Source organism: Pseudonocardia thermophila, from assembly GCF_900142365.1.
Lineage (GTDB): Bacteria > Actinomycetota > Actinomycetes > Mycobacteriales > Pseudonocardiaceae > Pseudonocardia > Pseudonocardia thermophila.
In genome coordinates this window covers 159,548-185,060 of sequence record NZ_FRAP01000003.1, presented here as the reverse complement: position 1 = coordinate 185,060, position 25,513 = coordinate 159,548, and the positions used below count along the sequence as shown (strand labels likewise).

The 25,513-nt window shown below is 72.3% G+C and carries 23 protein-coding genes; 15 read left to right on the top strand and 8 right to left on the bottom strand.

From position 1 onward, the window contains the following. Nucleotides 1-55: 55 nt before the first annotated feature. The 8 genes from BUE41_RS32825 (at nt 56) to BUE41_RS05260 (ending at nt 9,083) form a co-directional block, all read left to right on the top strand. Nucleotides 56-166 carry a putative leader peptide gene (locus tag BUE41_RS32825; protein ID WP_407691650.1) on the top strand — a complete coding sequence of 37 codons (111 nt, stop codon included), beginning with the start codon at nt 56-58 and terminating at the stop codon, nt 164-166. A 178-nt stretch (nt 167-344) separates the two neighbouring features. Beyond that, nucleotides 345-1,742 carry an LLM class flavin-dependent oxidoreductase gene (locus BUE41_RS05290; protein ID WP_073455719.1) on the top strand — a complete coding sequence of 466 codons (1,398 nt, stop codon included), beginning with the start codon at nt 345-347 and terminating at the stop codon, nt 1,740-1,742. After that, nucleotides 1,739-3,385 carry an ABC transporter substrate-binding protein gene (locus BUE41_RS05285; protein ID WP_073455718.1) on the top strand — a complete coding sequence of 549 codons (1,647 nt, stop codon included), beginning with the start codon at nt 1,739-1,741 and terminating at the stop codon, nt 3,383-3,385. The genes BUE41_RS05290 and BUE41_RS05285 overlap by 4 nt, the downstream gene beginning before the upstream one ends. An 8-nt stretch (nt 3,386-3,393) precedes the next feature. Next, a complete protein-coding gene (locus tag BUE41_RS05280; protein WP_234996978.1) occupies nt 3,394-4,359 on the top strand; it encodes an ABC transporter permease in 966 nt (321 codons plus the stop codon). Further along, a complete protein-coding gene (locus BUE41_RS05275; RefSeq protein WP_073455716.1) occupies nt 4,356-5,201 on the top strand; it encodes an ABC transporter permease in 846 nt (281 codons plus the stop codon). Before BUE41_RS05280 ends, BUE41_RS05275 begins: the two co-directional genes overlap by 4 nt. Beyond that, nucleotides 5,198-6,877, top strand: coding sequence for a dipeptide ABC transporter ATP-binding protein (locus BUE41_RS05270; protein WP_073455715.1), 1,680 nt, complete (start codon nt 5,198-5,200; stop codon nt 6,875-6,877). The genes BUE41_RS05275 and BUE41_RS05270 overlap by 4 nt, the downstream gene beginning before the upstream one ends. Continuing rightward, on the top strand, nt 6,874-8,046 hold the full coding sequence (locus BUE41_RS05265; protein WP_073455714.1) for an acyl-CoA dehydrogenase family protein: 1,173 nt from the start codon (nt 6,874-6,876) through the stop codon (nt 8,044-8,046). Before BUE41_RS05270 ends, BUE41_RS05265 begins: the two co-directional genes overlap by 4 nt. 41 nt (nt 8,047-8,087) lie before the next feature. Then, nucleotides 8,088-9,083: a methylenetetrahydrofolate reductase gene (locus BUE41_RS05260; protein ID WP_234996976.1), complete on the top strand. Its 996-nt coding sequence runs from the start codon at nt 8,088-8,090 to the stop codon at nt 9,081-9,083. A gap of 84 nt (nt 9,084-9,167) precedes the next feature. On the opposite strand, the gene katG is transcribed toward BUE41_RS05260, so the two are convergent. Both katG and BUE41_RS05250 read right to left on the bottom strand, forming a co-directional pair. Next, nucleotides 9,168-11,369 (bottom strand): catalase/peroxidase HPI, encoded by a 2,202-nt coding sequence (gene katG / locus BUE41_RS05255; RefSeq protein WP_407691649.1) that lies wholly within the window; start codon nt 11,367-11,369, stop codon nt 9,168-9,170. An 86-nt stretch (nt 11,370-11,455) separates the two neighbouring features. Next, entirely contained in the window at nt 11,456-11,890 is a 435-nt protein-coding gene (locus tag BUE41_RS05250; RefSeq protein ID WP_073455712.1) for a Fur family transcriptional regulator, read from the bottom strand. 108 nt (nt 11,891-11,998) lie between these two features. Here BUE41_RS05250 and tsaA point away from each other — a divergent pair, with 108 nt between their 5' ends. From tsaA to BUE41_RS05235, 3 genes are all read left to right on the top strand, one after another. Then, nucleotides 11,999-12,397 (top strand): tRNA (N6-threonylcarbamoyladenosine(37)-N6)-methyltransferase TrmO, encoded by a 399-nt coding sequence (gene tsaA, locus BUE41_RS05245; protein ID WP_327194747.1) that lies wholly within the window; start codon nt 11,999-12,001, stop codon nt 12,395-12,397. A 327-nt stretch (nt 12,398-12,724) separates the two neighbouring features. Continuing rightward, on the top strand, nt 12,725-13,288 hold the full coding sequence (locus BUE41_RS05240) for an OsmC family protein (protein ID WP_073455711.1): 564 nt from the start codon (nt 12,725-12,727) through the stop codon (nt 13,286-13,288). 37 nt (nt 13,289-13,325) lie between these two features. Next, nucleotides 13,326-14,609: an NAD(P)-binding domain-containing protein gene (locus tag BUE41_RS05235; protein WP_073455710.1), complete on the top strand. Its 1,284-nt coding sequence runs from the start codon at nt 13,326-13,328 to the stop codon at nt 14,607-14,609. On the opposite strand, the gene BUE41_RS05230 is transcribed toward BUE41_RS05235, so the two are convergent. From BUE41_RS05230 to BUE41_RS05215, 4 genes are read right to left on the bottom strand one after another with little or no spacing between them, the layout of a single operon-like run. Next, on the bottom strand, nt 14,572-15,882 hold the full coding sequence (locus BUE41_RS05230) for an amidohydrolase family protein (RefSeq protein WP_143171979.1): 1,311 nt from the start codon (nt 15,880-15,882) through the stop codon (nt 14,572-14,574). The genes BUE41_RS05235 and BUE41_RS05230 overlap by 38 nt on opposite strands. A gap of 58 nt (nt 15,883-15,940) precedes the next feature. After that, a complete protein-coding gene (locus tag BUE41_RS05225; RefSeq protein WP_073455708.1) occupies nt 15,941-17,155 on the bottom strand; it encodes an acetyl-CoA C-acetyltransferase in 1,215 nt (404 codons plus the stop codon). Continuing rightward, complete coding sequence (locus BUE41_RS05220) at nt 17,148-17,801, bottom strand: 3-oxoacid CoA-transferase subunit B (RefSeq protein ID WP_073455707.1); 654 nt, start codon at nt 17,799-17,801, stop codon at nt 17,148-17,150. The genes BUE41_RS05225 and BUE41_RS05220 overlap by 8 nt, the downstream gene beginning before the upstream one ends. Beyond that, a complete protein-coding gene (locus BUE41_RS05215) occupies nt 17,798-18,484 on the bottom strand; it encodes a CoA transferase subunit A (protein WP_073455706.1) in 687 nt (228 codons plus the stop codon). The genes BUE41_RS05220 and BUE41_RS05215 overlap by 4 nt, the downstream gene beginning before the upstream one ends. Before the next feature lie 79 nt (nt 18,485-18,563). Between BUE41_RS05215 and BUE41_RS05210 the strand changes: the two genes are divergently transcribed. Further along, on the top strand, nt 18,564-19,457 hold the full coding sequence (locus tag BUE41_RS05210; RefSeq protein WP_143171978.1) for a LysR family transcriptional regulator: 894 nt from the start codon (nt 18,564-18,566) through the stop codon (nt 19,455-19,457). 447 nt (nt 19,458-19,904) lie between these two features. Continuing rightward, nucleotides 19,905-20,156 carry a hypothetical protein gene (locus tag BUE41_RS05200; protein ID WP_073455704.1) on the top strand — a complete coding sequence of 84 codons (252 nt, stop codon included), beginning with the start codon at nt 19,905-19,907 and terminating at the stop codon, nt 20,154-20,156. Between the two features lie 409 nt (nt 20,157-20,565). On the opposite strand, the gene BUE41_RS05195 is transcribed toward BUE41_RS05200, so the two are convergent. Next, on the bottom strand, nt 20,566-21,645 hold the full coding sequence (locus BUE41_RS05195) for a sensor histidine kinase (protein WP_073455703.1): 1,080 nt from the start codon (nt 21,643-21,645) through the stop codon (nt 20,566-20,568). A 1-nt stretch (nt 21,646) separates the two neighbouring features. Next, entirely contained in the window at nt 21,647-22,321 is a 675-nt protein-coding gene (locus BUE41_RS05190) for a response regulator transcription factor (protein ID WP_073455702.1), read from the bottom strand. 89 nt (nt 22,322-22,410) lie between these two features. On the opposite strand from BUE41_RS05190, the gene BUE41_RS05185 reads away from it, so the two are divergent. After that, a complete protein-coding gene (locus BUE41_RS05185) occupies nt 22,411-23,085 on the top strand; it encodes an ABC transporter ATP-binding protein (protein WP_073455701.1) in 675 nt (224 codons plus the stop codon). Further along, complete coding sequence (locus BUE41_RS05180; RefSeq protein ID WP_073455700.1) at nt 23,085-25,496, top strand: FtsX-like permease family protein; 2,412 nt, start codon at nt 23,085-23,087, stop codon at nt 25,494-25,496. The genes BUE41_RS05185 and BUE41_RS05180 overlap by 1 nt, the downstream gene beginning before the upstream one ends. Nucleotides 25,497-25,513 lie beyond the last annotated feature (17 nt).

The following is a 25,513-nucleotide window of genomic DNA, read 5'->3' as shown; positions in this document are numbered from 1 at the left end:
CTTGCTGAACGGTCCAGACACATGCGGTGACTCAGCGAGCAGATCGGTGACGGAGATGCACACGGATTCGTGGACGGTTGAGTGGAACCGGCACGGCCGGTCCACCTCGTCCACCCGTCGCCACGTCGACCTGCTGCGCGTCAACAGCGCCCTCTGTCGCTCCTGACCCGCCCACCCTTCTCGCGGCCGGCCCGGCGCGCCGGCCGGCGCAGTCCTGTCCTGCTGCCCGGGGAATCGCGACGCTCACGATTTCCGGGGCACTCCTGTGCGCGCACAACAATTTCCGGTGACGCGTTCCACCGTTCTGCGCGCCGGTGCCACACCCCTCACGAAGGATTCGCTCGATGCCAGCGAAACGTCTCATCCTGAACCTGTTCGAGATGAACTGCGTCAGCCACATCACCCACGGGCTGTGGCGGCTGCCGAACAACAACCGCGAGCGCTTCAACGACATCGAGTACTGGCTCGAGCTCGCCCGCCTGCTGGACGACGGCGGGTTCGACGCGGTCTTCCTCGCCGACGTCGTCGGCACCTACGACACCTTCCGCGGCTCGGCCGACACCGCGATCCGCCAGGGGTTGCAGATCCCCAACAACGACCCGGCGATGGTCGTACCGGCGATGGCCGCGGTGACCAAGCACCTGGGCTTCGGCATCACCTTCTCCACCACGTACGAGCCGCCGTTCGCGTGGGCGCGGCGCGCCTCCACCCTCGACCACCTCACCAAGGGCCGGGTCGGCTGGAACATCGTCACCTCGTACCTGCCGAACGCAGCGCGCAACCACGGCCTGTCCGGCGAGATCGAGCACGACGACCGCTTCGAGATCGCCGACGAGTACCTCGACGTGCTCTACAAGCTGTGGGAGGGCTCCTGGGACGACGACGCGATCGTCGCCGACCGCGAGAACAACGTCTTCGCCGATCCGGCGAAGATCCGCCCGATCGACCACAAGGGCACCTACTTCGCGGTCGAGGGCCCGCACCTGCCCTCCCCCAGCCGCCAGCGCACGCCGGTGCTGTTCACCGCGACCTCGTCCCCGGCCGGTACGGCCTTCGCCGGCAAGCACGCCGAGGTCGTGTTCACCGGCGGCCCGACCGAGGAGCACCTGCGCCGGCTGGCGGACCGGCTCAAGCAGTCCGCGGTGGACAACGGCCGCGAGCGCGCCGACCTCAAGGTCATCACCACCGGCGGCGTCATCGTCGCCCCGACCGAGGCCGAGGCACGCGAGAAGCTCGCCTACTACCAGAAGTGGACCGACCGCGAGGGCTACCTCGCCCACGCCGGCTTGCCGTGGGACCCCACCGCGTACCCGCCGGACCTGCCGCTGGCGGAGGTGCCCGATCTCGCCGAGGGCCGCTCGGGCCGCTACAACCAGATCAAGCCCGAGCAGACCGTGGGCGAGTACCTCGCCGGCTTCGGCGACCTGCAGCGCCGCCCGCTGTTCGTGGCGGGCGACCCCGAGCACTGCGCCGACGAGATCGAGCGCTGGCTCGACGAGCTCGACATCGACGGCATCAACCTCCTGCAGTACCACACCTTCGACACCGCGAAGGACTTCATCGAGCTGGTCGCGCCCGAGCTGCAGGCCCGCGGCCGGCTGCGCACCAGCTACGACGAGGACGAGTCGCTGCGTCACCGCATCTTCGGCGCCGGTGACCGGCTGCCCGACCGGCACTACGGCGCCCGCTACCGCGGTGGCAGGAACCTGCCCGCCCACTCCCCCGCGAAGGACCCCTCATGACCAGACCCCGCCCGTTCCGCCGCGCCGGCGTCGCCGGACTCGGACTCGCCCTCGCGGGTTCGGTGCTGGCGGCCTGCGCCGGCGGTCCCTCCGCCGGCAGCGGCACCCGCATCGAGGGCGGCACGCTCACCTACGCCCACGTGCAGGAGCCGCCGTGCATCTTCGGCGGCTGGATCCAGCAGGCCTACATCTCCCGCCAAGTGCTCGACAACCTGGTCACCCTCGACACGGACGGCTCGATCAAGCCGTGGCTGGCCACGTCGTGGGAGGTGTCGCCGGACGGGCTGACCTACACGTTCACCCTCAAGGAGGGCGTGAAGTTCACCGACGGCACCCCGCTGGACGCCGAGGCGGTGGCGTTCAACTTCGACCAGTGGATGACCACGCAGCTCAACGGCACCGCGAAGGTCTCCCTCGACCCGTACTACCGCGCGGCCGAGGTGATCGACCCCACGCACGTGGCGATCCGCCTCAACGCCCCCTACCCGCAGTTCCTCACCCTGATCACCCAGGGCTACTTCGGTATCCAGTCGCCGACCGCGCTGCGCACCCGCAGCCAGGCGGAGAACTGCGAGAAGCCGATCGGCTCGGGCGCGTTCGTGGTCGAGGAGTGGCGCAAGGGCCAGGAGGTCGTGTTCAAGAAGAACCCGAACTACACCTCGTGGCCGGCCACCGCCAAGCACGAGGGCCCGGCCTACATCGACGAGCTGCGCTGGAAGTTCGTGCCCGACCCGCTGTCCCGCTACGCCTCGCTCACCACCGGGCAGAGCGACGTCGTCTACGAGATCCCGACGGTCCACTGGAAGGACGCGCAGGAGAAGTTCGAGACGACGATCCGCTACATCACGCCCGGCAAGCCGATCTCGTTCTACATCAACACCGCGGCCGGGGTGTTCACCGACAAGCTGGTCCGCCAGGCGTTCGCCCACGGCGCCGACCGCAAGGGCGCGGTGGAGGCCGGTTTCCACGGCGTCATCCCGTACGAGGGCAACCCGGCGATGAGCCGATCGACGCCCGACTACAACGCCGATCTCGCCGACGCGTACCCGTTCGACCAAGCCAAGGCGAACGCGTTGCTCGACCAGGCGGGCTGGACCGGGCCGCGCACCCCGGAGGGCATCCGCACCAAGGACGGTCGGCCGCTGACGGTGCGGATCATCTACGGCGCAGGCTCCTTCATCACCGCCGAGGGCGCCACGGTGCTGCAGGCGCTGCAGGAGCAGTGGAAGCAGGTCGGCTTCGGCGTCGAGCTGATCCCGCTCACCCGCGCCGAGCTGAACAGCGGCCGCTTCTCCGACCCGACCACCTACGACGCGTGGCCGTCGTACTGGACCAGCCCGAGCCCGGCGATCCTGTGGATCGTCTGGCGGCCGACCACGCCGGAGAAGCCGAACGGCAACAACCGGTCGTTCTACAACAACCCGGAGCTCGCGCGGATCATCGACGAGGCCAACACCTCGACCGACCCCGAGCGCGCGTCGCAGCTGTACCGCCAGGCTCAGCAGATCATCTCCGACAACGCCGCCGGCATCGGCCTGTACACCCAGAACACCCTCGTCGCTGCCGCGAACCGGGTGAAGGACTTCTGGCTGGAGCACAGCCAGGGCGAGCCGGTGTTCTCCGACGTCTACCTGGTCCAGTGAGCACGGCGGTGAGTACGGCGGCGCCGGCCCCGGCAGCCCGGCTGCGCCGCATCGCGGGCAAGCTGCTCTCGGCGGTGCTGGTGCTGCTCGTGGCCGCGTCGATCACGTTCTTCGTGCAGCTGCTGCTGCCCGGCGACCGCGCGACGGTGATCCTCAACATCCGCAACGGCCGCGACCAGCAGTGGCCCGCCGAGGAGATCGCCGCGATCAACCACCAGTTCGGTTTCGACCGGCCGCTGATCGTGCAGTACCTGGACTACCTGGCCGGGCTGCTGCGCGGCGATCTCGGCACGTCGTACACGGAGTTCCGGCCGGTCACCGCGGTGATCGGCGCGCAGCTCCTACCGACCGTGGTGCTGACGGTGGGCGCGCTGGTCGTCGCCTGGCTCATCGCGGTCACGGTCACGCTGCTCACCGTGCGGCGCGGCCGGATCCTCGGCGGCATCGGGGCGGCGTTCGAGGCGTTCACCGCGAGCCTGCCGCACTACTGGGTCGGGATGCTGCTGCTGGTCGCGTTCGCCGTGCAGATCCCGATCTTCCCGGTGATCGGCGGCGACACCCCGGCCGGCACGGTGCTGCCGGTCCTCACGCTCGCCGTGCCGCTGTCCGGCTTCCTCGGGCAGGTGCTGCGCGAGGAGTTCCACAAGGTGCTCGACCAGCCGTTCATCACCACTGCCCGCACCCGCGGCATGAGCGATGCCGCGGTGCGGCTGCGGCACGCCCTGCGCCACGCCGTGCTGCCCGGGATCACCCTGTCCGGCTGGGCGCTGGGGGCGCTCGTCTCCGGCTCGGTGATCGCGGAGAGCATCTACGGCCGGCCGGGCATCGGCCAGGTGCTCGTCACCGCGGTGAACAACCGCGACGTCCCCACGGTGGCCGGGATCGTGCTGGTGGTCGCGGCGGTCTACATCGTCGCGAACGTGCTGGTCGACCTCGCCTACACCCTCGTCGATCCGAGGTTGCGCATCTCATGACCGTCCTCGCCCGCAGCAGCTCCGTCGCGCTCGGCCGGCTGCCGCGTCCCGGCACCGTCCTGGCCGGCGGGTTCGTCGCGCTGGTCGTGCTGGCCGCGGTGGCCCCGGGCCTGCTCACCAGCGACACCCCGACCCAGATCGATCTGACCAACGCGCTCGCCCCGCCGTCGTGGGAGCACCCGTTCGGCACCGACGAGGCCGGCCGCGACCTGCTCACCCGGGTGATCCACGGGACCGGCCTCTCGCTCGGCATCGGCCTCGGTGCCACCGGCGTGTCGATGGCGCTGGCGATCGTGCTCGGCGCGGCCGCGGCACTGGCCGGCGGCGTGGTCGACACCCTGATCACCCGGCTCCTCGAGGTGACCTTCGCGTTCCCGTCGCTGCTGGCCGCCCTGCTGATCGTCGCGGTGTTCGGGCCGTCGGTCACCACGTCGATCGTCGCCGTCGGCGTCGGCTCGATGCCCGGCTACGCCCGCATGGTTCGCGGGCAGGTGCTGGCGGTGAAGGAGTCCGGCTACATCGAGGCGGCGCACGCGCTCGGGCACCGCCCGTGGCGGGTGTTCCGCCAGCACCTGCTGCCCAACGCGATGCGACCGCTGGTGGCCGTCGTGACCCTCGGCGTCGGCCAGTCGATCGTCTGGGCGTCCAGCCTGGCGTTCCTCGGGCTCGGCGTGCCGCCGCCCAGCCCGGAGTGGGGCGCGCTGCTCGACGCCGGCCGCGGCTACATCACCACCTCGTGGTGGCTCGCGATCATGCCCGGGCTGGTGATCGTGCTGTTCGCGGTCGCCGTGACGTCCCTGGGCCGCACCCTGCAACAGCGACTGGAAGGAGCGGCGCGATGACCGCCGGCACCACCGGGATCGCCGCACCGGCACCCGCCACCGAGATCCCGGCTCCGCTCGTGCGGGTCGAGGGGCTGCGGATCCGCTTCGGCGCGCGGGAGGTGGTGCGCGGGGTGTCGTTCACCGTCGAGCCCGGCCGCTGCCTCGCGATCGTCGGCGAGTCCGGCTCCGGCAAATCGGTCACCGCGCGCACCCTCGTCGGGCTGACCGGGCACGGCGCCGAGGTCACGGCCGAGCGCATCGAGTTCGCCGGCCACGACCTGCAGCGGCTGGGTGAGCGCGCGTGGCGGTCCATCCGCGGCCGCGAGATCGGCTACGTCCTGCAGGACGCGCTGGTCTCGCTGGACCAGCTGCGCCGCGTCGGCGACGAGGTGGCCGAGCCGCTGCGGGTGCACAAGCGCGGCACCCGGGCCGAGCGCGCGGCCGCGGCCGTCGAGCTGCTCGCCGCCGTCGGCGTACCGGAACCGCAGGTCCGCGCCCGCCAGCGGCCCTACGAGCTGTCCGGCGGGCTGCGCCAGCGCGCGCTCATCGCCTCGGCGATCGCGCTCGACCCACCCCTGCTGATCGCCGACGAGCCCACCACCGCGCTCGACGTGTCCGTGCAGGCCCAGGTGCTCGACCTGCTCGCCGAGGCGAAGGAGCGGGGCCGCGCGCTGATCATGATCAGCCACGACCTGTCCGTCGTGGCGCGCATGGCCGATCACGTCGCCGTCATGCGGCAGGGCGAGATCGTCGAACAGGGCCCGGCCGAGCAGGTGCTGCACCGGCCGCAGCACCCGTACACGCGAGCGCTGCTCGACGCGGTGCCGTCCGAGCACACCCGCGGGCAGCGGCTCGTCCGGCCCGCCGCGGGGCAGCCGGTGGTGCGGCGGGAGCGCGCGCCGATCGACCGCAGCCGCCCCGTCCTCGACGCGCGCGGACTCACCAAGGTCTACACCGGGCCCGACGAGGTGGTCCGCACCGTCGTCGACGACGTGTCGTTCCAGCTCTACCCCGGCGAGACGCTCGGCATCGTCGGCGAGTCCGGTTCGGGCAAGACCACCACCGCCCGCATGGCGTTGGCCCTGCTGGAGCCGACGGCCGGTGAGGTGCTGCTGCACGGTGAACCGTGGACGGCGCTGACCCGGGCACAGCGGCGCAGCCGACGCCGCCGGATCGGCGTGGTCTACCAGGACCCGCTCAGCTCGTTCGATCCGCGCTGGTCGGTGGGCAGGCTGCTGGTGGACGCCCTGTCCACCGGCCCGCGCCCGCCCGCGTCGGCCGAGGAGGCCAGGGCGCGCACCGTGCGGCTGCTCGACCAGGTCGGGCTGAGCCCCGAGCGGTTCGACGCCGCCCCGCTGCGGCTGTCCGGTGGAGAGCGCCAGCGCGTCGCGATCGCCCGCGCGCTCGCCCCGGAACCGGAGGTCATCGTCTGCGACGAACCCGTGTCCGCGCTGGACGTGTCGATCCAGGCCCAAGTGCTCGACCTGCTCACCGACCTGCAGGACGAGCTGGGGGTGAGCTACCTGTTCATCTCCCACGACCTCGGCGTCATCCACCACATGAGCGACCGGATCCTCGTGATGAAGGACGGCAGGGTCGTCGAGCAGGGCGACGCCGACGAGGTGTTCGAGCGGCCGCAGCACCCCTACACGCAGCAGCTGCTCACCGCGCTCCCCCGGTTGGCGGCGGCATGACCACCGACGCGCAGCTCGACGCCCGGTTCGGGCCGGTCTTCGCCCGCATCGCGGCGGGTGCACTGGAGCGGGAGGCGCAGCGGCGGCTGCCGTTCGAGGAGGTGAAGTGGCTGCGGGAGGCCGGGTTCGGCCGGATCCGCGTCCCGGTGGAGCACGGCGGATTCGGCGCGACCCTGCCGCAGTTCTTCCGCGAGCTCATCGCGCTGGCCCGCGCCGACTCGAACCTGCCGCAGCTCTGGCGCGGGCACATCGGCTTCGTCGAGTCCCGGCTCGGCCACTCCGATCCCGGTGTCCGCGAGCGCTGGCTGCGCCGGATCGCCGAGGGGATCATCGTCGGCAACGCGCAGAGCGAGGAGACCAGCCCGTCGTTCTGGCGGAACGCGACCACGGTCCGCCGGGTCGGCGACGGCTGGCGGCTCGACGGGCGCAAGTCCTACTCGACCGGGTCGATCTTCGCCGACTGGATCCTCACCACCGCCACCGTCGACGCCGAGCACAGCGCGACCGTGCTCGTGCCGGCCGCGGCGCCCGGGGTGCAGCTGATCGACGACTGGGACGGCTTCGGCCAACGCCTCACCGGCAGCGGCACCACGGTCTTCGAGGACGTGCCGATCGCCGGCGAGGACGTGGAGCCGTACGAGAACGGCGCGGCCCGCCCGTCGACGCTGGTGGCGATCTACCAGCTCGTGCACCTGGCGACGCTGGCGGGCATCGCCCAGGCCGCCGTCGCCGACACGGTCGCCTTCGTGTCGCAGCGCACCCGCAACCTCGCCAACCCGGCCCAGCCGCGGCCCCGGTTCGATCCGCAGGTGCAGCAGGTCGTGGGCAGGCTGCAGAGCAAGGCGTTCGCCGCCACGGCGACCGCGCTGGCCGCCGTCGACGTCCTGGAGCAGGAACCGGGCGACGCAGCGGACGCCGCCGTGTTCGCTGCGCAGACCGCGGTGATCGAGCTGGTCCTCGGCCTCACCAGCGAGCTGTTCGAGGTGGGTGGCGCGTCCGCGGTGACCGAGCGGTTCCGCCTCGACCGGCACTGGCGCAACGCCCGCACGCTCGCCTCGCACAACCCGGCGATCGTCCGCCAGACGATCGTCGGCGACCACCTCCTCAACGGCACCTCGCCGACGAGCTGGGCCCGGCGCACGTGGGAAGCCGTTCAGGAGGGCAGGTAGGTTCGTAGGCCCGGCCGCACCCGCCCGCGAGGAGACTGCACGTGCCCGAACCCGAGGTCCTCGATCCGCCAGGTGCGCTGCGCGAGCGCCTCGCCGCGGGCAGCGGGGAGTTCCTGTTCTTCGCCGTGACCCCACCGCGGCTGGCGACCCCTCCCGAGCAGGCCCAGCAGATCGCCGACGTCACGATGGACCGGCTGCGTCCGCTGGACCTCGACGGGCTCCTGCTCTACGACATCGACGACGAGAGCGATCGGACCGACCAGGAGCGGCCCTTCCCGTTCCTGCCGACGATGGACCCGGCCGACTTCCTCGAGCGCCACCTGACCTCCTGGCCGACGCCGGCGATCGTCTACCGGGTCGTCGGGAAGCACGCCGAGCCCGAGCTGACGCGGTGGCTCTCCGCGCAGGATCCCGACCGCGTCCTGTCGGTCTTCGTGGGCGCCTCCTCGAGCGACCAGCCGGTGGCGACGTCGCTGCGCCGGGCCCAGCAGCTGCGGGCTGCCGTCGCGCCGCACCTGGGGCTCGGTGGCGTCGCGATCCCGGAGCGACACACCCGCCGCGGCGACGAGCACGCGCGCCTGCTCGCCAAGCAGGCCGCGGGGTGCTCCTTCTTCGTCACCCAGATCGTCCACGACGTCGGCGCGGCGAAGAACCTGGTCTCCGACTACGTGCACGCCTGCGCCGAGCGCGAGGTCGCACCGGCCCCGGTGGTGTTCACCCTCACCGTGGTGGGTTCGCCGAAGACGCTGGAGTTCCTGCAGTGGCTCGGCGTCGACGTGCCCCGGTGGATGCGCAACGACCTGCTGCGGTCCGAGGACCTGCTCGCCGAGTCCTTCGCGCAGGCGCGCGCGACCGCGCTCGACCTCGTCGCGTACTGCCGGCGGCTCGGCGTGCCGTTCGGGGTGAACGTCGAGAGCATCTCCAACCGGCGGGCGGAGATCGACGCGGCCGTGGAGCTCGCGGCGACGCTGGGCGGAGAACTGCGCCGGCCACTGGGTCGCCGCCGCGCCGCGATCACGGCCGACGAGCCTGCCTGAGCCCTCCCGGACGACGAACGCCCCGGCCCACCGCGGAAGCGGCGGACCGGGGCGTCGTGGTGGTGGGTGCGCGTCAGCCCGACGTCAGCGCAGGTCGAACCGGTCGAGCTCCATGACCTTGACCCAGGCCTTCACGAAGTCGCGCACGAACTTCTCCTTCGCGTCGTCGGCCGAGTAGACCTCGACGATGCCGCGCAGGACGGAGTTCGAGTTGAAGACCAGGTCGGCCGCGGTGGCGGTGCGGACGACCTTGCCGTCGGCGTCGCGGCCCTCGTAGACGCCCTCCTCCTCGGAGGTGCTCCACTCGATCGACAGGTCGAGCAGGTTGCGGAAGAAGTCCTGCGAGAGGACGCCGACCCGGTCGGTGAAGACGCCGTGCTCGGTGCCGCCGGTGTTGGCGCCCAGCACGCGCAGACCACCGATGAGGACGGTCATCTCCTTCGCCGTCAGGTCGAGCATGCTGGCGCGGTCGACCAGCAGCACCTCGGGCTGGGCCTTGCTGCCGGGGCGGATCCAGTTGCGGAACCCGTCGGCGGTCGGCTCCAGGTACTTGAACGTCTCCGGGTCGGTCTGCTCCTGCGTCGCGTCGGTCCGGCCGGGGTGGAACGGCACGGTGATCGGCACGCCCGCGTCGGCGGCGGCCTTCTCGACCGCGGCCGAACCGGCCAGCACGATCGTGTCGGCCAGCGAGACCGGCTTGCCGAACGCCTTGCGGATCTCGTCGAGCTTGGCGACGACCTCCTGCGTCCCGGCGTTGACCGGCCAGCTCACCTGCGGCTCGAGGCGGATGCGGGCACCGTTGGCGCCACCGCGCTTGTCGGTGTTGCGGTACGACGCGGCCGACGACCAGGCGGTGTGCACCAGCTGCGAGACGGTCAGGCCGGAGGCCAGGATCTGCTTCTTCAGCTCTTCCGCGTCGGCCTCGGAAATCAGCTCGTGGTCCACCGGCGGCAGCGGGTCCTGCCAGAGCTGGACCTCCTCGGGCACCCACGGGCCGATGTAGCGCGACACCGGGCCCATGTCGCGGTGCAGCAGCTTGAACCACGCCCGGCGGTAGGTCTCCTCGAACTCCTCCGGGTGGTCACGGAAGCGCTCGGAGATCTTGCGGAAGCCCGGGTCCTTGATGAGCGCGATGTCGGTCGTCGCCATCATCGGCGGGTTCTTCTTGCCCGGGATGTGCGCGTCCGGCACCAGCTCCTGGGCCTCGGGGTTCTTCGGCTGCCACTGCTTGGCGCCGGCCGGGCTGGTGGTCAGCTCCCAGTCGTACTTGAACAGGGTGTCGAAGAAGCTGTGGTCCCACGTGGTCGGCGTGGGCGTCCAGGCGCCCTCCAGACCCGAGGTGATCGTGTCTGCGCCCTTGCCGGTGCCGTACTCGCTCTTCCAGCCGAGGCCGTTGCCGTGCACCGGGCAGCCCTCCGGCTCCGGACCGACGAGCGACGGGTCACCTGCTCCGTGCGCCTTGCCGAACGTGTGGCCACCGGCGATCAGCGCGACGGTCTCCTCGTCGCTCATCGCCATGCGCCCGAACGTGATGCGGATGTCGTGCGCGGCCGCGAGCGGGTCGGCCGAGCCGCGCGGGCCCTCCGGGTTGACGTAGATCAGGCCCATGGTGACCGCGCCGTAGGGCTCCTCGAGCTCCAGCGGACCGTCGCCCTGGTAGCGCTCGTCGCCGAGCCAGGTCTCCTCGGTACCCCAGTTGATCTCGTCGGGCTGCCAGACGTCCTCGCGGCCGAACGCGAAGCCGAACGTGCGGAAGCCCATGTCCTCGTGCGCCACGTTGCCGGCGAAGACCAGCAGGTCCGCCCAGGACAGGCTGCGGCCGTACTTCTGCTTGATCGGCAGGAGCAGCCGGCGCGCCTTGTCCAGGTTCGCGTTGTCCGGCCAGCTGTTCAGCGGCGCGAACCGCTGGGCGCCGTCACCGGCGCCGCCGCGGCCGTCGTGCTGGCGGTAGGTGCCGGCAGCGTGCCACGACATGCGGATGAACAGCGGGCCGTAGTGACCCCAGTCCGCGGGCCACCAGTCCTGCGAGGTGTGCATGACCTCGATGACGTCGCGCTTGAGCTGCTCGAAGTCGATCTGGGAGACGGCCTTGCGGTAGTCGAAGTCCTCGTCGGCGAGCGGGTCGCACTCCGGGGAGGTCTTCACCAGCGGGGACAGGTCGACCTGGTTGGGCCACCAGTCGCGGTTCGTGCGGGGCCGCCCGGTACCTTTGGACGTCGGGGCCGAGATGGCCGGGCTCATGCTGTCACTGCCACTCGCGGTCACGTTGTCGCTTTCAGGGGGCACGTCGGTTCCTTCCTTGGAAGACGGGCGCCGGTCGGGGTGGCCGGGCGCTTGGAGAGGTGTTCGTCCGGCCGGTCCGTGGGTCGCGGTCAGCGAGCCGCGGGCCGGGACTGGCAGTCGGGGCAGAGGCCCCAGTACACGACCTCGGCTTCGTCGATCGCGAAGCCGGCGTCGTCGGATGCGGTGAGGCAGGGCGCCTCACCGACGGCGCAGTCGACGTCGGCGACCACACCGCACGATCGGCACACGAGGTGGTGGTGGTTGTCCCCCACGCGCGCCTCGTAGCGGGCGACCGATCCCGCAGGCTGGATGCGCCGCACCAGCCCCGCCTCGTGCAGCGCGCGCAGGACGTCGTACACGGCCTGGTGCGACACCGAGCCGAGCCGGGACCGGGTGGCCGCGAGGAGCGTCTCGGTGTCCGCGTGGGGGTTCTCGTACACGGCAGCGAGCACCGCCTTGCGCGGGGCAGTGACGCGCAGCGAGGCGTCTCGCAGGAGACGCTCGATCTGCGACGGGCTCGGCACGCAACCATCAGACCACGAAACCTTGATTTGAACAAGTCAAGAAAACGGTCGAGAGTGATCTGTATCATGCCGAGCTCGCCGCGTCCACCCCTTCCGGGAGATCGATCCGTGATCGAGTTGGTGCCCGTCGGGCACGCCGAGTCACCCCTGGCGGATCCCGCCGATGCCCCCGAGCAGGGCGACGAGGGCGCCCCCGAGGCGGTGATCGTGATCGACCCCGCCTACGCCCGCGCCGTGGCGGACGTGCCCGCGGGCGCCGAACTCGTGGTGCTGAGCTGGCTGCACCTCGCCGATCGCGACGTGCTCGCCGTCCATCCCCGCGGTGCCGCCTCGCGACCGCTCACGGGGGTGTTCGCGACGCGCTCGCAGGACCGGCCCAACCCGATCGGGCTGCACCGCGTCCACGTCCTCGAGACGAACGGTCTGCGCCTGCGGGTGCGCGGATCGGAGGCCGTCGACGGCACCCCGGTGCTCGACCTGAAGATCGCCCGTTCCGGGGAACGCTGATCCGCCGACCGAAGCGGCGGACCGAACCGCTTGGCAGGCCCGCCGCGGGATGGTACGAACGTCCCCATGTACGGCGCCCCTCTCCTCGTGCGGCGTCGGCACGTCGACCACGGTCTGGTCCAGACGTGCGCGTGTCCGGGTTCCTGCTGACGACCCGGCCCTCTTCCACCTGCTGTTCCCGCACGCCCCGATGCGCGGCGCCCGTGCCGCGTGGGCGGCCACGTGCGGCGTCCGTTCCTGACCGGGCAGGCCCGGGCCGGTCGGCGCCGCCGATCCTGCACGCGATCCAGATCAAGAACGACGAAGAAGACGAAGAAGGAGACCCGTATGACCTCCACCGAGACCCCGACGGTCGACAACGGCGTGAACGTCGGCGCGCTGCTCGACGCGCGCAAGGCGCTCGCCGACGCGCCGGAGGCGGCCCAGTTCCAGTGGCGGGCCGAGACCGAGTGGATCAAGGGCACCCACTCCCGCGGCACCGTCCGCACGTTCCGCGGCCTCGGCGCCGAGCAGGAGCACGTCTCGACCTTCACCTTCGACGCCGACCACCCGGAGCAGTTCGCCGCGGAGGACCAGGGCGCCACCCCGGTCGAGATCGTCCTCGTCGGCCTGGGCGCCTGCCTGACCGCCGGCATCGCCTCGGTCGCCCAGCTGCGCAACATCCAGCTGCGCTCGGTCAAGGCCACCGTCACCGGCGAGCACGACATCCTCGGCATCCTCGGCGGCGACCCGGAGGTGCCGAACCGCTTCACGAGCATCAAGGTCCACTTCGACGTGGACGCCGACGCGACCCCGGACGAGATCGCCGCGCTGGTCGCGCAGTCGCAGAAGCGGTCGGCCGTCTACGACACGCTCACCAACCCGGTGCCGGTCTCCGTCGACGTGAACTGAGTTCCTCGATCATCGAGTCAAGGAGGAGGGAGTCCCCGTGCCACAGGTGACCAGCGTCGTCATCGGCGCCGGCCACAGCGGGCTGGCCGTGAGCAAGCACCTCACCGACCGCGGCATCGACCACGTCGTGCTCGAACGCGCCGAGGTGGCGAACTCGTGGCGGACCCAGCGCTGGGACTCCCTCCGCCTGCTCACCCCGAACTGGCTCAGCCGGCTGCCCGGCTACTCCTACCGCGGCGACGACCCGGACGGCTACATGACCGCTGCCGAGGTCACCGCCTACATCGAGGGCTACGCGAAGGAGATCGCCGCGCCGGTCCGGGCCGGCACCACCGTCACCGCGGTGCGCCGCACCGACGACGGCTACGTCGTCGAGACCGACCAGGACACCTGGCGCGCCCGCACCGTCGTCGTCGCCGCGGGTGGGGCGACCGTGCCGTCGCTGCCCGACGTGTTCGAGGCGGTGCCGGACGGCCTGGAGCACCGGGTGGCCGCGGGCTCCGGCGAGGAGGGCGTGCCGGCCTACCGCAACCCCGACGACCTGCCCGAGGGCGGCGTGCTGGTGGTGGGCCCGTCGGCGAGCGGCATCCAGATCGCGCACGAGGTGCAGGCCTCGGGGCGGCAGGTGACCCTCGCCGTCGGCGAGCACGTGCGGATGCCGCGCACCTACCGCGGCAAGGACGTGCTCTGGTGGATGGACGCGGCCGGCGTCTTCGACGACCGCTACGACGAGGTCCCGGACCTGGCCCGGGCCCGGGTGCTGCCGTCGATGCAGCTCGTCGGCACGCCGGAGCGGATCACCCTCGACCTGAACGCGCTCACCCGCGCGGGCGTGCGGCTGGTGGGCCGGCTGGCGGGCGTGCGCGACGGGGTGGCGCAGCTGTCCGGCTCGCTGTCCAACGTGGTCACGCTGGCCGATCTGAAGGTCAAGCGGCTGCTCAGGACGTTCGACGAGTGGGCGGAGACCGACGGGGCCGAGCTGACGAAGGACCTGCCGCCCGGCGAGCCGGTCGAGCCGACGATGCTGCCCGAGTCGGTGCCGCTGGAGCTGGACCTGCGCAGCGGCGAGATCCGCACGATCGTGTGGGCCACGGGCCTCAAGCCCGATCTGGGCTTCCTGACCGCGCTGGGCGACCTGCCGCTGTGGGACCGCAAGGGCCGCATCCGCCACGACGGCGGCGTGGTCACCGCGAGTCCCGGCCTGTACGTGATCGGGCTGCCGTTCCTGCGCCGCCGCAAGTCCACCCTGATCGACGGTGCCGCGGCGGACGCCGACGACATCGTCACGCACCTCGCGGGGTACCTGGCCGGTCCGGCTTGATCCCCAGCCCGGCCCTGCGGCGCACGGCGGCAGCGCGCTCGGCGGCCTCGGCGAGCACCGCGGCCTCGTCCACGCGGACGATCCGGCGATCCCGCAGGAGCCATTCGCCGTCGCAGAGGACCGACTCGACGTTCTCCGACTTCACCGCGGTGACGAGCCCGGACACCGGATCGGCTGCCGTCGCGAAGTTCGGGGTGCACGGATCGATGATCACCAGGTCGGCCCGCTTGCCCACCTCGATCGATCCGACGAGGTCGGCCATGCCCAGCGCGCGAGCACCGTCGATCGTGGCCATCCGCAGCACTGCGTCGGCGGGCAGCACCGTGGGGTCGCGCCGCAGACCCTTCTGGACGATCGCGGCCAGCCACATCTCGTCGAGCATGCTCATGCGGTTGTTCGACGGAGCGCCGTCGGTGCCCAGCCCGAGCAGAACGCCGGCGTCGAGCATGTCGGCGATCCGCGGGGTGCCGAGGATCTTCAGGTTGGACGCGGCGTTGTGCGACACCGGGCAGCCGCGCTCGGCGAGCAGCGCGATCTCCTCGTCGTCCACCCAGACGGCGTGCACGGCGAGCAGGGCCGGGCTCAGCGCGCCGAGCCGGTCGAGATGGCGGACGGTGGTCGTTCCGCGGGTGGTGCGGGTGTGCTCGTTCTCCTCGGGGATCTCCGCGACGTGCATCTGCACGGTGGTGCCGAGCGCGCGAGCCCGCTCCATCGTCGCGGTGATCAGCTCATCAGTGGCGTTGAAGATCGTGCGCAGCGTGTAGGAGAACCGCATGCGGCCGCGGCCGTGCCAGCGTTCGGCCAGCTCGTCCTGTGCGGCGAGCACCTCGGCGGTGGTCTCGCGGTCCCCGGGCGGGCGGCCCTCGCCGGAGTCCATCGAGCTGCGCCCGAGCAGGGCCCGGATACCGGCCGCGGTGAGCCCGCGGGCCATCCCGTCGACGTGCCGGCCACCGGGATCGGCGATCAGCGTGGTGCCGCTGCGGATCTGCTCGATCGCGCAGACCAGCGCGGAGATCTCCGAGTCGGCCTCGGTGAGCGCCAGCTCGTAGGGCCAGATCCGCTCGTGCAGCCAGGTGAGCAGGCCGACGTCGTCGCCGAGGCCGCGGCCGAGCTGCTGGCTGGTGTGGCAGTGGGTGTTGACCAGCGCGGGGATGACCATCCGGCCGGGCGTGGTCACGACCTCGCCGGCGGGTTCTGCGGTCGGGTCCGGCCCCAGGTGGGTCACCGCACCGGCGGTGACCTCGACGTACCCGGTGAAGGGCGCAGATGTCACGGGCACCACCAGGGCCGGCCCGATCCGCAGATCCGTCACGACGGCGCCTCCGCGGGCGTCAGGCGACCTTCTCGAACAGGGCGGCCAGCCCCTGCCCACCGCCGATGCACATCGTCTCCAGCCCGTACCGGGCGTCCCGGCGGACCATCTCGCGGGCCAGCGTGGCCAGGATCCGGCCGCCGGTCGCGCCCACCGGGTGCCCCAGCGAGATCCCCGACCCGTGCACGTTGAGCCGTTCGAAGTCGGACTCGGCGAACTTCCACTCCCGCGTCACCGCCAGCACCTGCGCGGCGAACGCCTCGTTCAGCTCGATCAGGTCCACGTCGGCCAGCGACAACCCGGCGCGGTCGAGCACCTTGGCCGTGGCCGGGACCGGGCCGATGCCCATCGTCGCCGGCGGCACCCCGGCCACCGCCCACGACACCAACCGCACCAGCGGCCGCAGCCCGAGCTCCTCGGCCTTCTCGCGGCTGGTGACGATGCAGATCGCGGCGCCGTCGTTCTGGCCGCTGGCGTTGCCGGCGGTGACCGTCGCCTCCGGGTCGTCCTTGCCGAGCACCGGGCGCAGCTTGGCGAGGACCTCGAGGCTGGTGTCGGGACGGATGTGCTCGTCGCGGTCCACCACGGTGTCGCCCTTGCGGCCCCGCACGGTCACCGGGACGATCTCCTCGTCGAACACCCCGGCCGCCTGGGCCGCCGCGGCCCGCTGGTGGGAGCGCACCGCCAGCTCGTCCTGCTCGGTGCGGGAGATCTTGTACTCCCGCCGCAGGTTCTCCGCGGTCTCCAGCATCCCACCGGGCACCGGGTAGTTCTTGCCGCCCGCGGTCGTGCGGCCACGGGCCAGCGAGTCGTGCAGCAGCACTCCCGGCCCGCCGCGGGCGCCCCACCGCATGGCCGTGGTGTAGAACGGCGCGTTCGACATCGACTCGGCGCCACCGGCGAGCACGAGCTCGGCGGCACCGGAGGACACGGACATGGCGGCGTTGACGACGGCCTGCAGCCCCGACCCGCAGCGGCGGTCGATCTGCGAGCCCGGCACCGAGATCGGCAGGCCGGCGTCGAGGGCGGCGACGCGGCCGATGGCCGGGGCCTCCATCGTCGGGTAGCAGTTGCCCAGGACCACGTCGTCGACCGCGTCGACCGGCAGGCCGGTGCGCTCGATCACCGCACGCACCACCGTCGCGGCCAGCTCGTGCGCCGGAACGTCCTTCAACGAACCCCCGAACCCGCCGACCGGGGTCCGCAGGGGCTCGCAGATCACCGCATCACGCATGCACTGCTCCTCGCTCGTCGATCGCCACACGGTAGGGCGCGGTCGTGTGCGCCTGCACCCACTCCAGGTCATGATCCTCGGCGATCTCGACCAGCTCGAGACCGTCGGGCGTCACGCGGAAGGTGGCCGCCTCCGTGACCACGAGGTCGACCGGCCGCTGCGCGGTGAGCGGGAACGTCGCCTCCGACACGATCTTCGCGGCGCCGTCCTTGGCGGTGTGCGTCGTCGCGACGATCACGGTGCGCGCGCCGACCAGCAGGTCCATCGCGCCCCCGACGCCGAGCACCGGCCGGCCCGGGATCGCCCAGTTCGCGATCCGGCCCTGCGCGTCGATCTGCAGGGCGCCGAGCACCGCGATCTCCACCCGCCCGCTGCGGATCATCCCGAACGACGCCGAGCTGGAGAAGTACGAGGCACCCGGCCGCGCAGTGACCGGCTGCTTGCCGGCGTGGACGAGGTCGGGATCGACCTCGTCCGGCGCCGGGGTCGGTCCGACGCCGAGCAACCCGTTCTCCGTCTGCAGATAGGCGTGGTCGAGCGGGAGGTGGTCGGCGACCAGCGTCGGGATGCCGATGCCGAGGTTGACCACGGCACCGCGCGGGATGTGCGGTGCGACCCGGGCTGCGATGCGCTGCTGGACGCTCATCGGGCCGCCGCCTTCCCGCTCAGCACGACGGTCGTCACGTACGGGTGCGGCGTCACGATCTCCTCCGGGTCCAGTGCCCCCACCGGCACGACCTCGTCGACCTCGGCGATCACGACGTCGGCGGCGGTGGCCATGTCGGGGTTGAAGTTGCGCGCGGTCTTCGAGTAGACGAGGTTGCCCAGCTCGTCGGCGGCGCGGGCGCGGACGAGCGCGACATCGGCGCGCAGCGACTCGTAGAACAGGTGCGGCTCGCCGCGGATGATCCGCTCCTCGCGGCCCCCGGCGAGCGCCGTGCCCCACGCGGTGCGGGTGTAGAAGCCGCCGATGCCGGCCCCGCCGGCCCGGATGGCCTCGGCGAGCGTGCCCTGCGGCAGCAGCTCCACCTCCAGCCGCCCCTCCTGGTAGGCGGCGACGACGTCCGGGTTGCTGGTGAAGAACGACCCGATCGCCTTGCGCACGCGACCTTCGAGCAGCAGCCGGCCGAGTCCGCGGCCGGGCTCGCCGAGGTTGTTGCTGATGATCGTCAGATCGCGGGCGCCGGGATGCTCGAGCAACCCCTCGATGAGCGTCAGCGGCGCGCCGACCAGGCCGAATCCGCCCACCATGAGGGTGGCACCCGGCCGCACCGCCTCCAGAGCGGCGGCGACGCTCGGCAGCGGAACGGGTGGGGAAGCCAGGGTCATGGGATCAGCACACCGCGATCCCTCTCAGATGTCCAACATCCGTTTCATCGGATCGCATATGTTCTCGATATAGTTTGCCGTGCGCTACCGCCGCCTGCAGTACTTCGTCGCCGTCGCGGAGGAGCTGTCGTTCACCCGCGCCGCCGAGCGGCTGCACATGGCCCAGCCGCCGCTGTCGCAGCAGATCGTCCTGCTGGAGAAGGAGCTCGGGGTCGCGCTGTTCGACCGGTCCCGGCGCAACATCCGCCTCACCCCGGCCGGCGCGGCGTTCCTGCCGGAGGCCCGGCGCCTGCTCGCCGATCTCGACGACACCGTCCGCATGATCCGCCGCGTCGCCGAGGGCTCGGTCGGACGGTTGTCCGTCGGACTCGTCCCGTCGGCCGCCGACTGGCACCTGCCGGACGTCCTGCGCGCCTTCCGCGCCGACCACCCCGACGTCGAACTCGTCCTGCGCGAGCTGCCCCCCGACCCGCTGCTCGAGGCGGTGACCGCGGGCCGGTTCGACCTGGGGATCATGTACCGCCCCGTCTCCTCGGACGGCCTCGTGGAGCTGCTGCTCGCCAGCGATGAACTGGTGCTGGCGCTGCCGACCGACCACCCGGCCGCGGAGAACCACGGCCCCGTCTCCCTCGCCGCGGTCGCCGGTGAGCCGTTCGTCATGCCCGAGCAGCACGACGTCCCAGGACTGCACTCCGCGATCAGCGGGGCGTTCGCCGACGCGGGCATCGTGCCGCGGATCGCCCAGCGCGGAGTGTGGCTGATCCAGACCGTCCTAGCGCTCGTGGCCGCGGGGATCGGCCTGGCGCTGGTTCCGGCGCCGGTGGCGCTGCACGGGCGGCCCGGCGTGGCGTTCCGGCCACTGCGAGGAGTGCAGCGGCGGGCGGAGCTGGTGGCGGTGTGGCGGCCGGAACCCGTTGTCGCCACCCGGGACGCGCTGGTGGGGTTGCTGCGGCGCTTCGGATCCGACTCATGACGCTCGCTGTCCAGCGGTTGCGTTCCGTACGCGCGTTGGCGGCGTGGTTGCTCTCCGTAGCGCGCGCCCGTAGGGCGTGTGGATCGGACGAAGAGCGTGGTCGCCGTGACGGTCCCTCGACGGAGAACTCCTGCTGACACCACCACCGCCGGTTGACTCCTGGCCGGTTGACTCCTGGGTCATCGACCTGCGCCCACCCGCTTGCCCCGTGAAGCGAACAGACACGTGTTCGAAAGAGATCTTCGAGCAGCGGTGCGCCGCCGCCCGGCACGGCCGGCACGTGCGGGTGCGGCCGTCGAAGGAACCCGGCATGGCTGACCTCGTGGCGCATCTGCCCGCCGAGCAGCCCATCGCCTGCGCCGCCGCGCTGCGCAGAGCCGTCGAGGACGAGTGGGGTGCGGCCTGAACCGGTGCACCGCGGGATCGGCGAGATCATGGCCACCCCTCGTGCAGCGCGTCACCGGACAGACCACGGCGAAGGACCTCGCGTTCGCGGTCACGCTCCTGGTGCCGTTCGAGGCCCTGCTCACCGAGAACAGCCGGCCACCCGCGGAGATCCCCGGCTACGGGCCAGTGCCGCTCGCGCTCTTGACGGACAGCGCCGGCCGCAAGACCTACCGGCGGATCATCACCCGCGACGGCATCGTCATCGGCGGCGACTCCATCCAGCGGTCGTTCCCGCGGTGCTCACCGACTTGATCACAGTGCGGGAGGGCGGCCGCTGCGCCGCTCCGTACTGCGCCGCCCCGGTCACACCTCGACCACGTCACACCCTGGCGCAACGGCGGACCCACCGACTACGCCAACGGCACAGGCCTGTGCGAATTCCACAACTACCTCAAGGAGATCCGCGACCACCGCACCAGCCACCCGGTGAACAGAGCACCGCGAACACACCCGCCGGGACGCATACGCAGCCCGCATCAGGACCGTTCCACGCGGCCCGCCCGCTCGGACACGGAGCCGGGTTGACCCAGCCCGCCACGTGATGAACAGCGCGCGGTGAATGACCACGGTGGCCACGGGGATTCGAGAAATCCTCGATCTGCGGGCACGCGCTACGGAAAGCAACCGAGCCGCCGGCGCGCGTGCGGAACGGGACCCGACGTCACACGGGATGACGACGAGGCAGATCCACCACCGCACGCAGCCCACCGTCGGAGCGCGGTTCGAGGGTGAGCGTCCCGTCGTGCGCCGCGGCGGTACGGCTCACGATCGCCAGTCCGAGACCGGTCCCGTTCCCACCGTCGCGCACCCGAGCATCGCCGCGCTGGAACGGCTCGGTGAGCGTGACGACCAGCTCAGGAGACAGCACCGGGCCGGAGTTCTCGACCACGAGCGTGACCCGCTCCCGCCCGCCGATGGTGCGGACGTGCACCCAACCGTCCTCGGGGAGGTTGTGGACGATCGCGTTGTGGACCAGGTTGGTCGCCATCTGCCGGAGGAGGGCGGGCTCGCCCGCGGTCGGTGCAGCGACACCGCTGGTCTCGATGCGGACGCCGCGCTCGTCCGCCAGCGGGATCAAGGTCTCGGTAGCCTCTTCGGCGAGCAGGGAGAGATCAGCAGGTCGGCGGTCGACGGGATCCTGGTCCGCGCGGCTCAGCAGGAGCAGGGCCTCGGTGAGGTCGATCGCGCGGCGGTTCACCTCGTGGAGGCGCTCGATCACCTCGTCTCCGGCGCGGTCGGGGTCCTTGAGGGCGGCGTCGAGCATGCTCTGGGTGATCGCGAGGGGGGTGCGCAGCTCGTGTGAGGCGTTGGCCGCGAAGCGCCGCTGCTCGTCGACGTGCGCTTCGAGGCGGGCGAGCATCGCGTCGAAGGCGTCGGCCAGCTCGCGGAACTCGTCGTCGCGGTCCGCCATGCCGATCCGGTGGGCGAGGGAGCCCTCGGCCGCCATGCGGGTCGCCTCGGTGATGCGGGCCAGCGGAGCGAGCATCCGCCCGGCCAGCAGCCAGCCGCCCACCAGGCCGAACACCAGCAGGAACACCAGCACGACAGCGGCCGCGGTGCCGAAGACGGCCGGGCCGAAGTTCGCCGGGTCGACGACGCGCGGGATGTTGTCCCAGCGCGGTGCGAGCATCCGCAGCGGGTAGTCGCGCAGGAGGAACACCCAGGCAGCGGCGAGCAGGAGGACGCCGGCGAGCACCAGGAACGCGGCGTAGCTCAGGGTGAGCTTGAGGCGGACGCTCACGTCAGGCCCCGGCCGCGGGCACGTCGATGCGGTAGCCCACCCCGGGCACGGTCGCGATCAGCCACGGCTCCCCCAGCCGCTTGCGCAGGCCCGAGACCGTGATCCGCACAGCGTTGGTGAACGGGTCGGCGTTCGCGTCCCACGCCCGTTCGAGCAACTCCTCGGCACTCACCACGCCGCCCTCGGCCTCGACGAGCACCTGCAGCACCGCGAACTGCTTGCGGGTGAGCGGCACGTAGCGGCCGTCCCGGTGCACCTCGCGGCGGAACGGGTCGAGCCGCAGCCCGCCGATCTCCCGCACAGGCGGGCGGTGGTGCGCGCGGCGCCGGTCCAGAGCGCGCAGGCGCAGCACCAGCTCCTGCAGCGCGAACGGCTTGGTCAGGTAGTCGTCGGCGCCGAGACCGAAGCCCGACGCCTTGTCGTCGAGCCGGTCCGCGGCGGTGAGCATGAGGATCGGCACGCCGCTCCCCGACGCGACGATGCTGCGGGCCACGTCGTCGCCGGACGGACCGGGGATGTCGCGGTCGAGGACGGCGATGTCGTAGGAGTTGACGCTCAGCATCTCCAGCGCGGTGTCGCCGTCGCCTGCGACGTCGGCGGCGATCGCCTCGCGGCGCAACCCGTCGCGGATCGCTTCGGCCATGTAGCGCTCGTCCTCGACGACCAACACCCGCACCCGGCCGATGCTACGAGGCGCAGCGTCTCGCGGACGTATCGGAAACCGCGTACGGTCCGGCAACCCGTGACCGCCTTGGGTCCGGGATCATGGCCACCGACCCGATCCCGGCCGCCAGCACGCGCAACCTCACCAAGACCTACGGACCCGTGTGCGCGCTGCGCGGCGTCGACCTCGATCTCCCCGCCGGCCGGTTCACCGCGATCATGGGCCCGAGCGGCTCGGGCAAATCGACGCTCGTGCACTGCCTGGCCGGGCTGGAGCAGGCCGGCGGCGGCACGGTGACCGTGGCGGGCACGGAACTGAGCACGCTCGACGACGACGCGCTCACCGCGTTCCGCCGCGAGCACATCGGCTTCGTCTTCCAAGCGTTCAACCTGCTGCCGATGCTCACCGCCGAGCAGAACGTCGCGCTGCCGCTGGAACTGGGCGGACGCAGGCTCGACGCCGCAGCGCGGGAACGCATCCGTGACCTCGCCGAGGTGCTCGGGGTCGCCGATCGGCTCGGGCACCGACCCGCGGAGCTGTCCGGCGGGGAGCAGCAGCGGATCGCGATCGCCCGTGCCCTGGTCACCGAGCCGGACCTGCTCATCGCCGACGAGCCAACCGGAAACCTCGACAGCGTCACGTCCGCCGAGGTGCTCGACCACCTGAGGCGCACCACGGACGAGCTGGACCGGACCGTCGTGATGGTCACCCACGACCCGGAGGCCGCCAGGTACGCCGACCGCGTCGTGATCCTGGAGGACGGGCGGATCGCCTGATGCGTACGGTCCTCCTCGTCTCCCTGCACGCGCACGGGCGCCGGTACGCCGCAGCGGGCATCGCGGTCATCGTCTCGGTCGCCTTCATCGTCGTGATCGGTGTACTCACCGCCGGGGCCCGCGCCGGGCTCGTGGCGAGCAGCGGCGCGCCCTACCGCGACGCCGACGTCGTGGTGGACGCCGATCCCGAGAACAGCGATCCCTCCGGCCGGCCCTACCCGGACGTGCTCGACAGCGCGGCCGCCGTCGCCCTCGTCGAGCGGCTCGGCGAGGACGCGTCCCCGCTCGGTCGGGTGCTGCTGCCGGCGCGGCGAGCCGACGGCACCCCGCTCGACCACGGCACCCTGCGCGGGGAGACGACGGTCGGGCCGATCGCGGGCGGTGATGCGCTGCGCTGGCAGACGCTCATCACCGGCCGGTTCCCCACCGGACCCGGCGAGGCCGTCGTGCACGTGTGGGACGCCGACTCCGCCGATCTCGCCGTCGGCGACCGGGTGCGGGTCGGCGAGGGGACCGCGGCAGTCGACCTGGTCGTCGTCGGGCTCGTGGAGTCGCCGTCCACCTGGAGCCAGGCCTCGTTCTACGTCACCTGGCCGCAGTACCTGCACTGGCGTGACCAGCCCACCTGGCACGTCGGCAGCGTCGCGGTCCGGGGCGATCCCGGGCCGCTCCCCGCCGGCGTGCTGGCCACCCCGGCGCAGGTGTACGTCGAGGAGAACCTCGCCCGGCTCACCGGCGGCACCGACGCGACGGCACTGATGCTGCTGCTGTTCGCCGCCGTCGCGGTGGTCGTGTCGGGGCTGGTCGTCGCCACCACGTTCGCGGCCGTGTTCGCGCAGCGCCGGCGGGAGATCGCGCTGCTGCGCTGCGTCGGCGCGACCCGCCGGCAAGTGCTGGGAGCGGTCTGCCGCGAGGCGCTCGTGCTCGGCGTGCTCGCCTCGCTGGCCGGGACGGTGGCCGGTGCCGGGCTCGGCTACGGCCTGATCGCCGTGCTCCCCTCCATGGACGTGCCCGCACCGCCGGTGCCGTGGCTGCTGGGCGGGTTCGCCGTCGGCGTGCTGGTCACGCTGGTGGCCTCGGCGCCGCCGGCCTGGAACGCGGCGCGGGTGCACCCGCTCGTCGCGCTGCGCCAGGGCAGCACCGACGACCGGGGTCCGGCCGGCGGAAGCGCAGGTGGCCTGCTGGTCGCCGGCGGAACCGTCCTGCTCGCGCAGGCGATGGCGGGGAGCGACCGGATCGTCCTCGTCGTCGGCGGCGCGGCCGTGTTCGGCGGCGTCCTGCTGCTCGGTCCCGTGCTGATCCCCCCGGCGATCCGAGCCGCCGGTGCACTGCTCGGCCGCCGGGGCCGGCTCGCGACGGCGAACGCGGTGCGCCATCCGCGCCGGACAGCCACCACGACCGCCGCACTGCTCATCGGCGTCACGCTCACGGCGGCCGTGCTCACCGGCTCGGCGACGTGGCGGACGGCGATCGGCGAGCACCGCGACACCCAGCTGCCGATCGACGTGGCGATCACCTCGGCCGACGCACCGCTCCCCGACGAGCTCCTCGACCAGGTGCGAGCCACACCCGGCGTTGCCGACGCGATCGCCGTGACGGGCACGGTGGCGCAGCTGCCCGGCTGGGCCGACCCGATCCCGGTGGTCGCCGCCCCTGACGCGGCCAGGGTCGCCCGCGACGGCGGGGCGTTCGCCCGGGTCCCGCCGGGCACGATCGTGATCGACGAGGACGCCTTCCGCGGCCCCCGGCACGAGCTGTCCCTCCGCCCCGGTGACCCGGTCGCGGTGGCCGCGGGTGAGAGTCGGGTCGACCTGGAGGTCGTGCTGCTCGGCGGCTGGGGCAGCGCCGCGGTCGTGGCCCCGGAGACCCTCGCCCGGCTCACCGGCTCCCCCGAGCCGCGGGTCCTCTGGGTCCGCGCCGGCGACGACGCCGATCCGCTTCAGCTCGTCGACGCGTTGGACGACCTCGCCGACGCGGCGGGAGCGCGGATCGAGGACCACCTGCAGGCCCGCACCGCAGGCGAGCGCGAGTTCGCCGTCCTCACGTGGTCGGTGCTCGGCCTGCTCAGCGTCTCCGTGGCCATCGCGCTGATCGGGATCGGCAACACGGTGAGCCTGTCCGTGCTCGAACGCGACGGGGAGCACGCGCTGCTGCGCGCCATCGGGCTCACCCGCCGCGGGCTGCGCCGGATGATCGCGACCGAGGCCGCGCTGATGGCGGTCGTGGCAGCCGTGCTCGGCACCGCGCTCGGCGTCGCGTTCGCGTGGGTCGCCCACGTGACGGTGGTGCTGCCGATCCTCTCCCGCGCGAGCCTGCAGGTACCCTGGCCCGCGCTCGCCGCCGTCGTCCTCGGGATCGGACTCGCCGCGCTGATCGCCGGGATCGTCCCGGTGCATCGGACCGCCCGGTAGGTTCGCGCTCCTCCGAT

Bases quoted from the DNA above. Each gene is read 5' to 3' on its own strand.
- BUE41_RS32825 (WP_407691650.1), top strand. From the start codon at position 56: ATGCACACGGATTCGTGGACGGTTGAGTGGAACCGGCACGGCCGGTCC.
- BUE41_RS05240 (WP_073455711.1), top strand. From the start codon at position 12,725: ATGACCTCCACCGAGACCCCGACGGTCGACAACGGCGTGAACGTCGGC.
- BUE41_RS05225 (WP_073455708.1), bottom strand. From the start codon at position 17,155: ATGCGTGATGCGGTGATCTGCGAGCCCCTGCGGACCCCGGTCGGCGGG.
- BUE41_RS05285 (WP_073455718.1), top strand. From the start codon at position 1,739: ATGACCAGACCCCGCCCGTTCCGCCGCGCCGGCGTCGCCGGACTCGGA.
- BUE41_RS05215 (WP_073455706.1), bottom strand. From the start codon at position 18,484: ATGACCCTGGCTTCCCCACCCGTTCCGCTGCCGAGCGTCGCCGCCGCT.
- BUE41_RS05290 (WP_073455719.1), top strand. From the start codon at position 345: ATGCCAGCGAAACGTCTCATCCTGAACCTGTTCGAGATGAACTGCGTC.
- BUE41_RS05180 (WP_073455700.1), top strand. From the start codon at position 23,085: ATGCGTACGGTCCTCCTCGTCTCCCTGCACGCGCACGGGCGCCGGTAC.
- BUE41_RS05185 (WP_073455701.1), top strand. From the start codon at position 22,411: ATGGCCACCGACCCGATCCCGGCCGCCAGCACGCGCAACCTCACCAAG.
- BUE41_RS05270 (WP_073455715.1), top strand. From the start codon at position 5,198: ATGACCGCCGGCACCACCGGGATCGCCGCACCGGCACCCGCCACCGAG.
- BUE41_RS05265 (WP_073455714.1), top strand. From the start codon at position 6,874: ATGACCACCGACGCGCAGCTCGACGCCCGGTTCGGGCCGGTCTTCGCC.
- BUE41_RS05275 (WP_073455716.1), top strand. From the start codon at position 4,356: ATGACCGTCCTCGCCCGCAGCAGCTCCGTCGCGCTCGGCCGGCTGCCG.
- BUE41_RS05220 (WP_073455707.1), bottom strand. From the start codon at position 17,801: ATGAGCGTCCAGCAGCGCATCGCAGCCCGGGTCGCACCGCACATCCCG.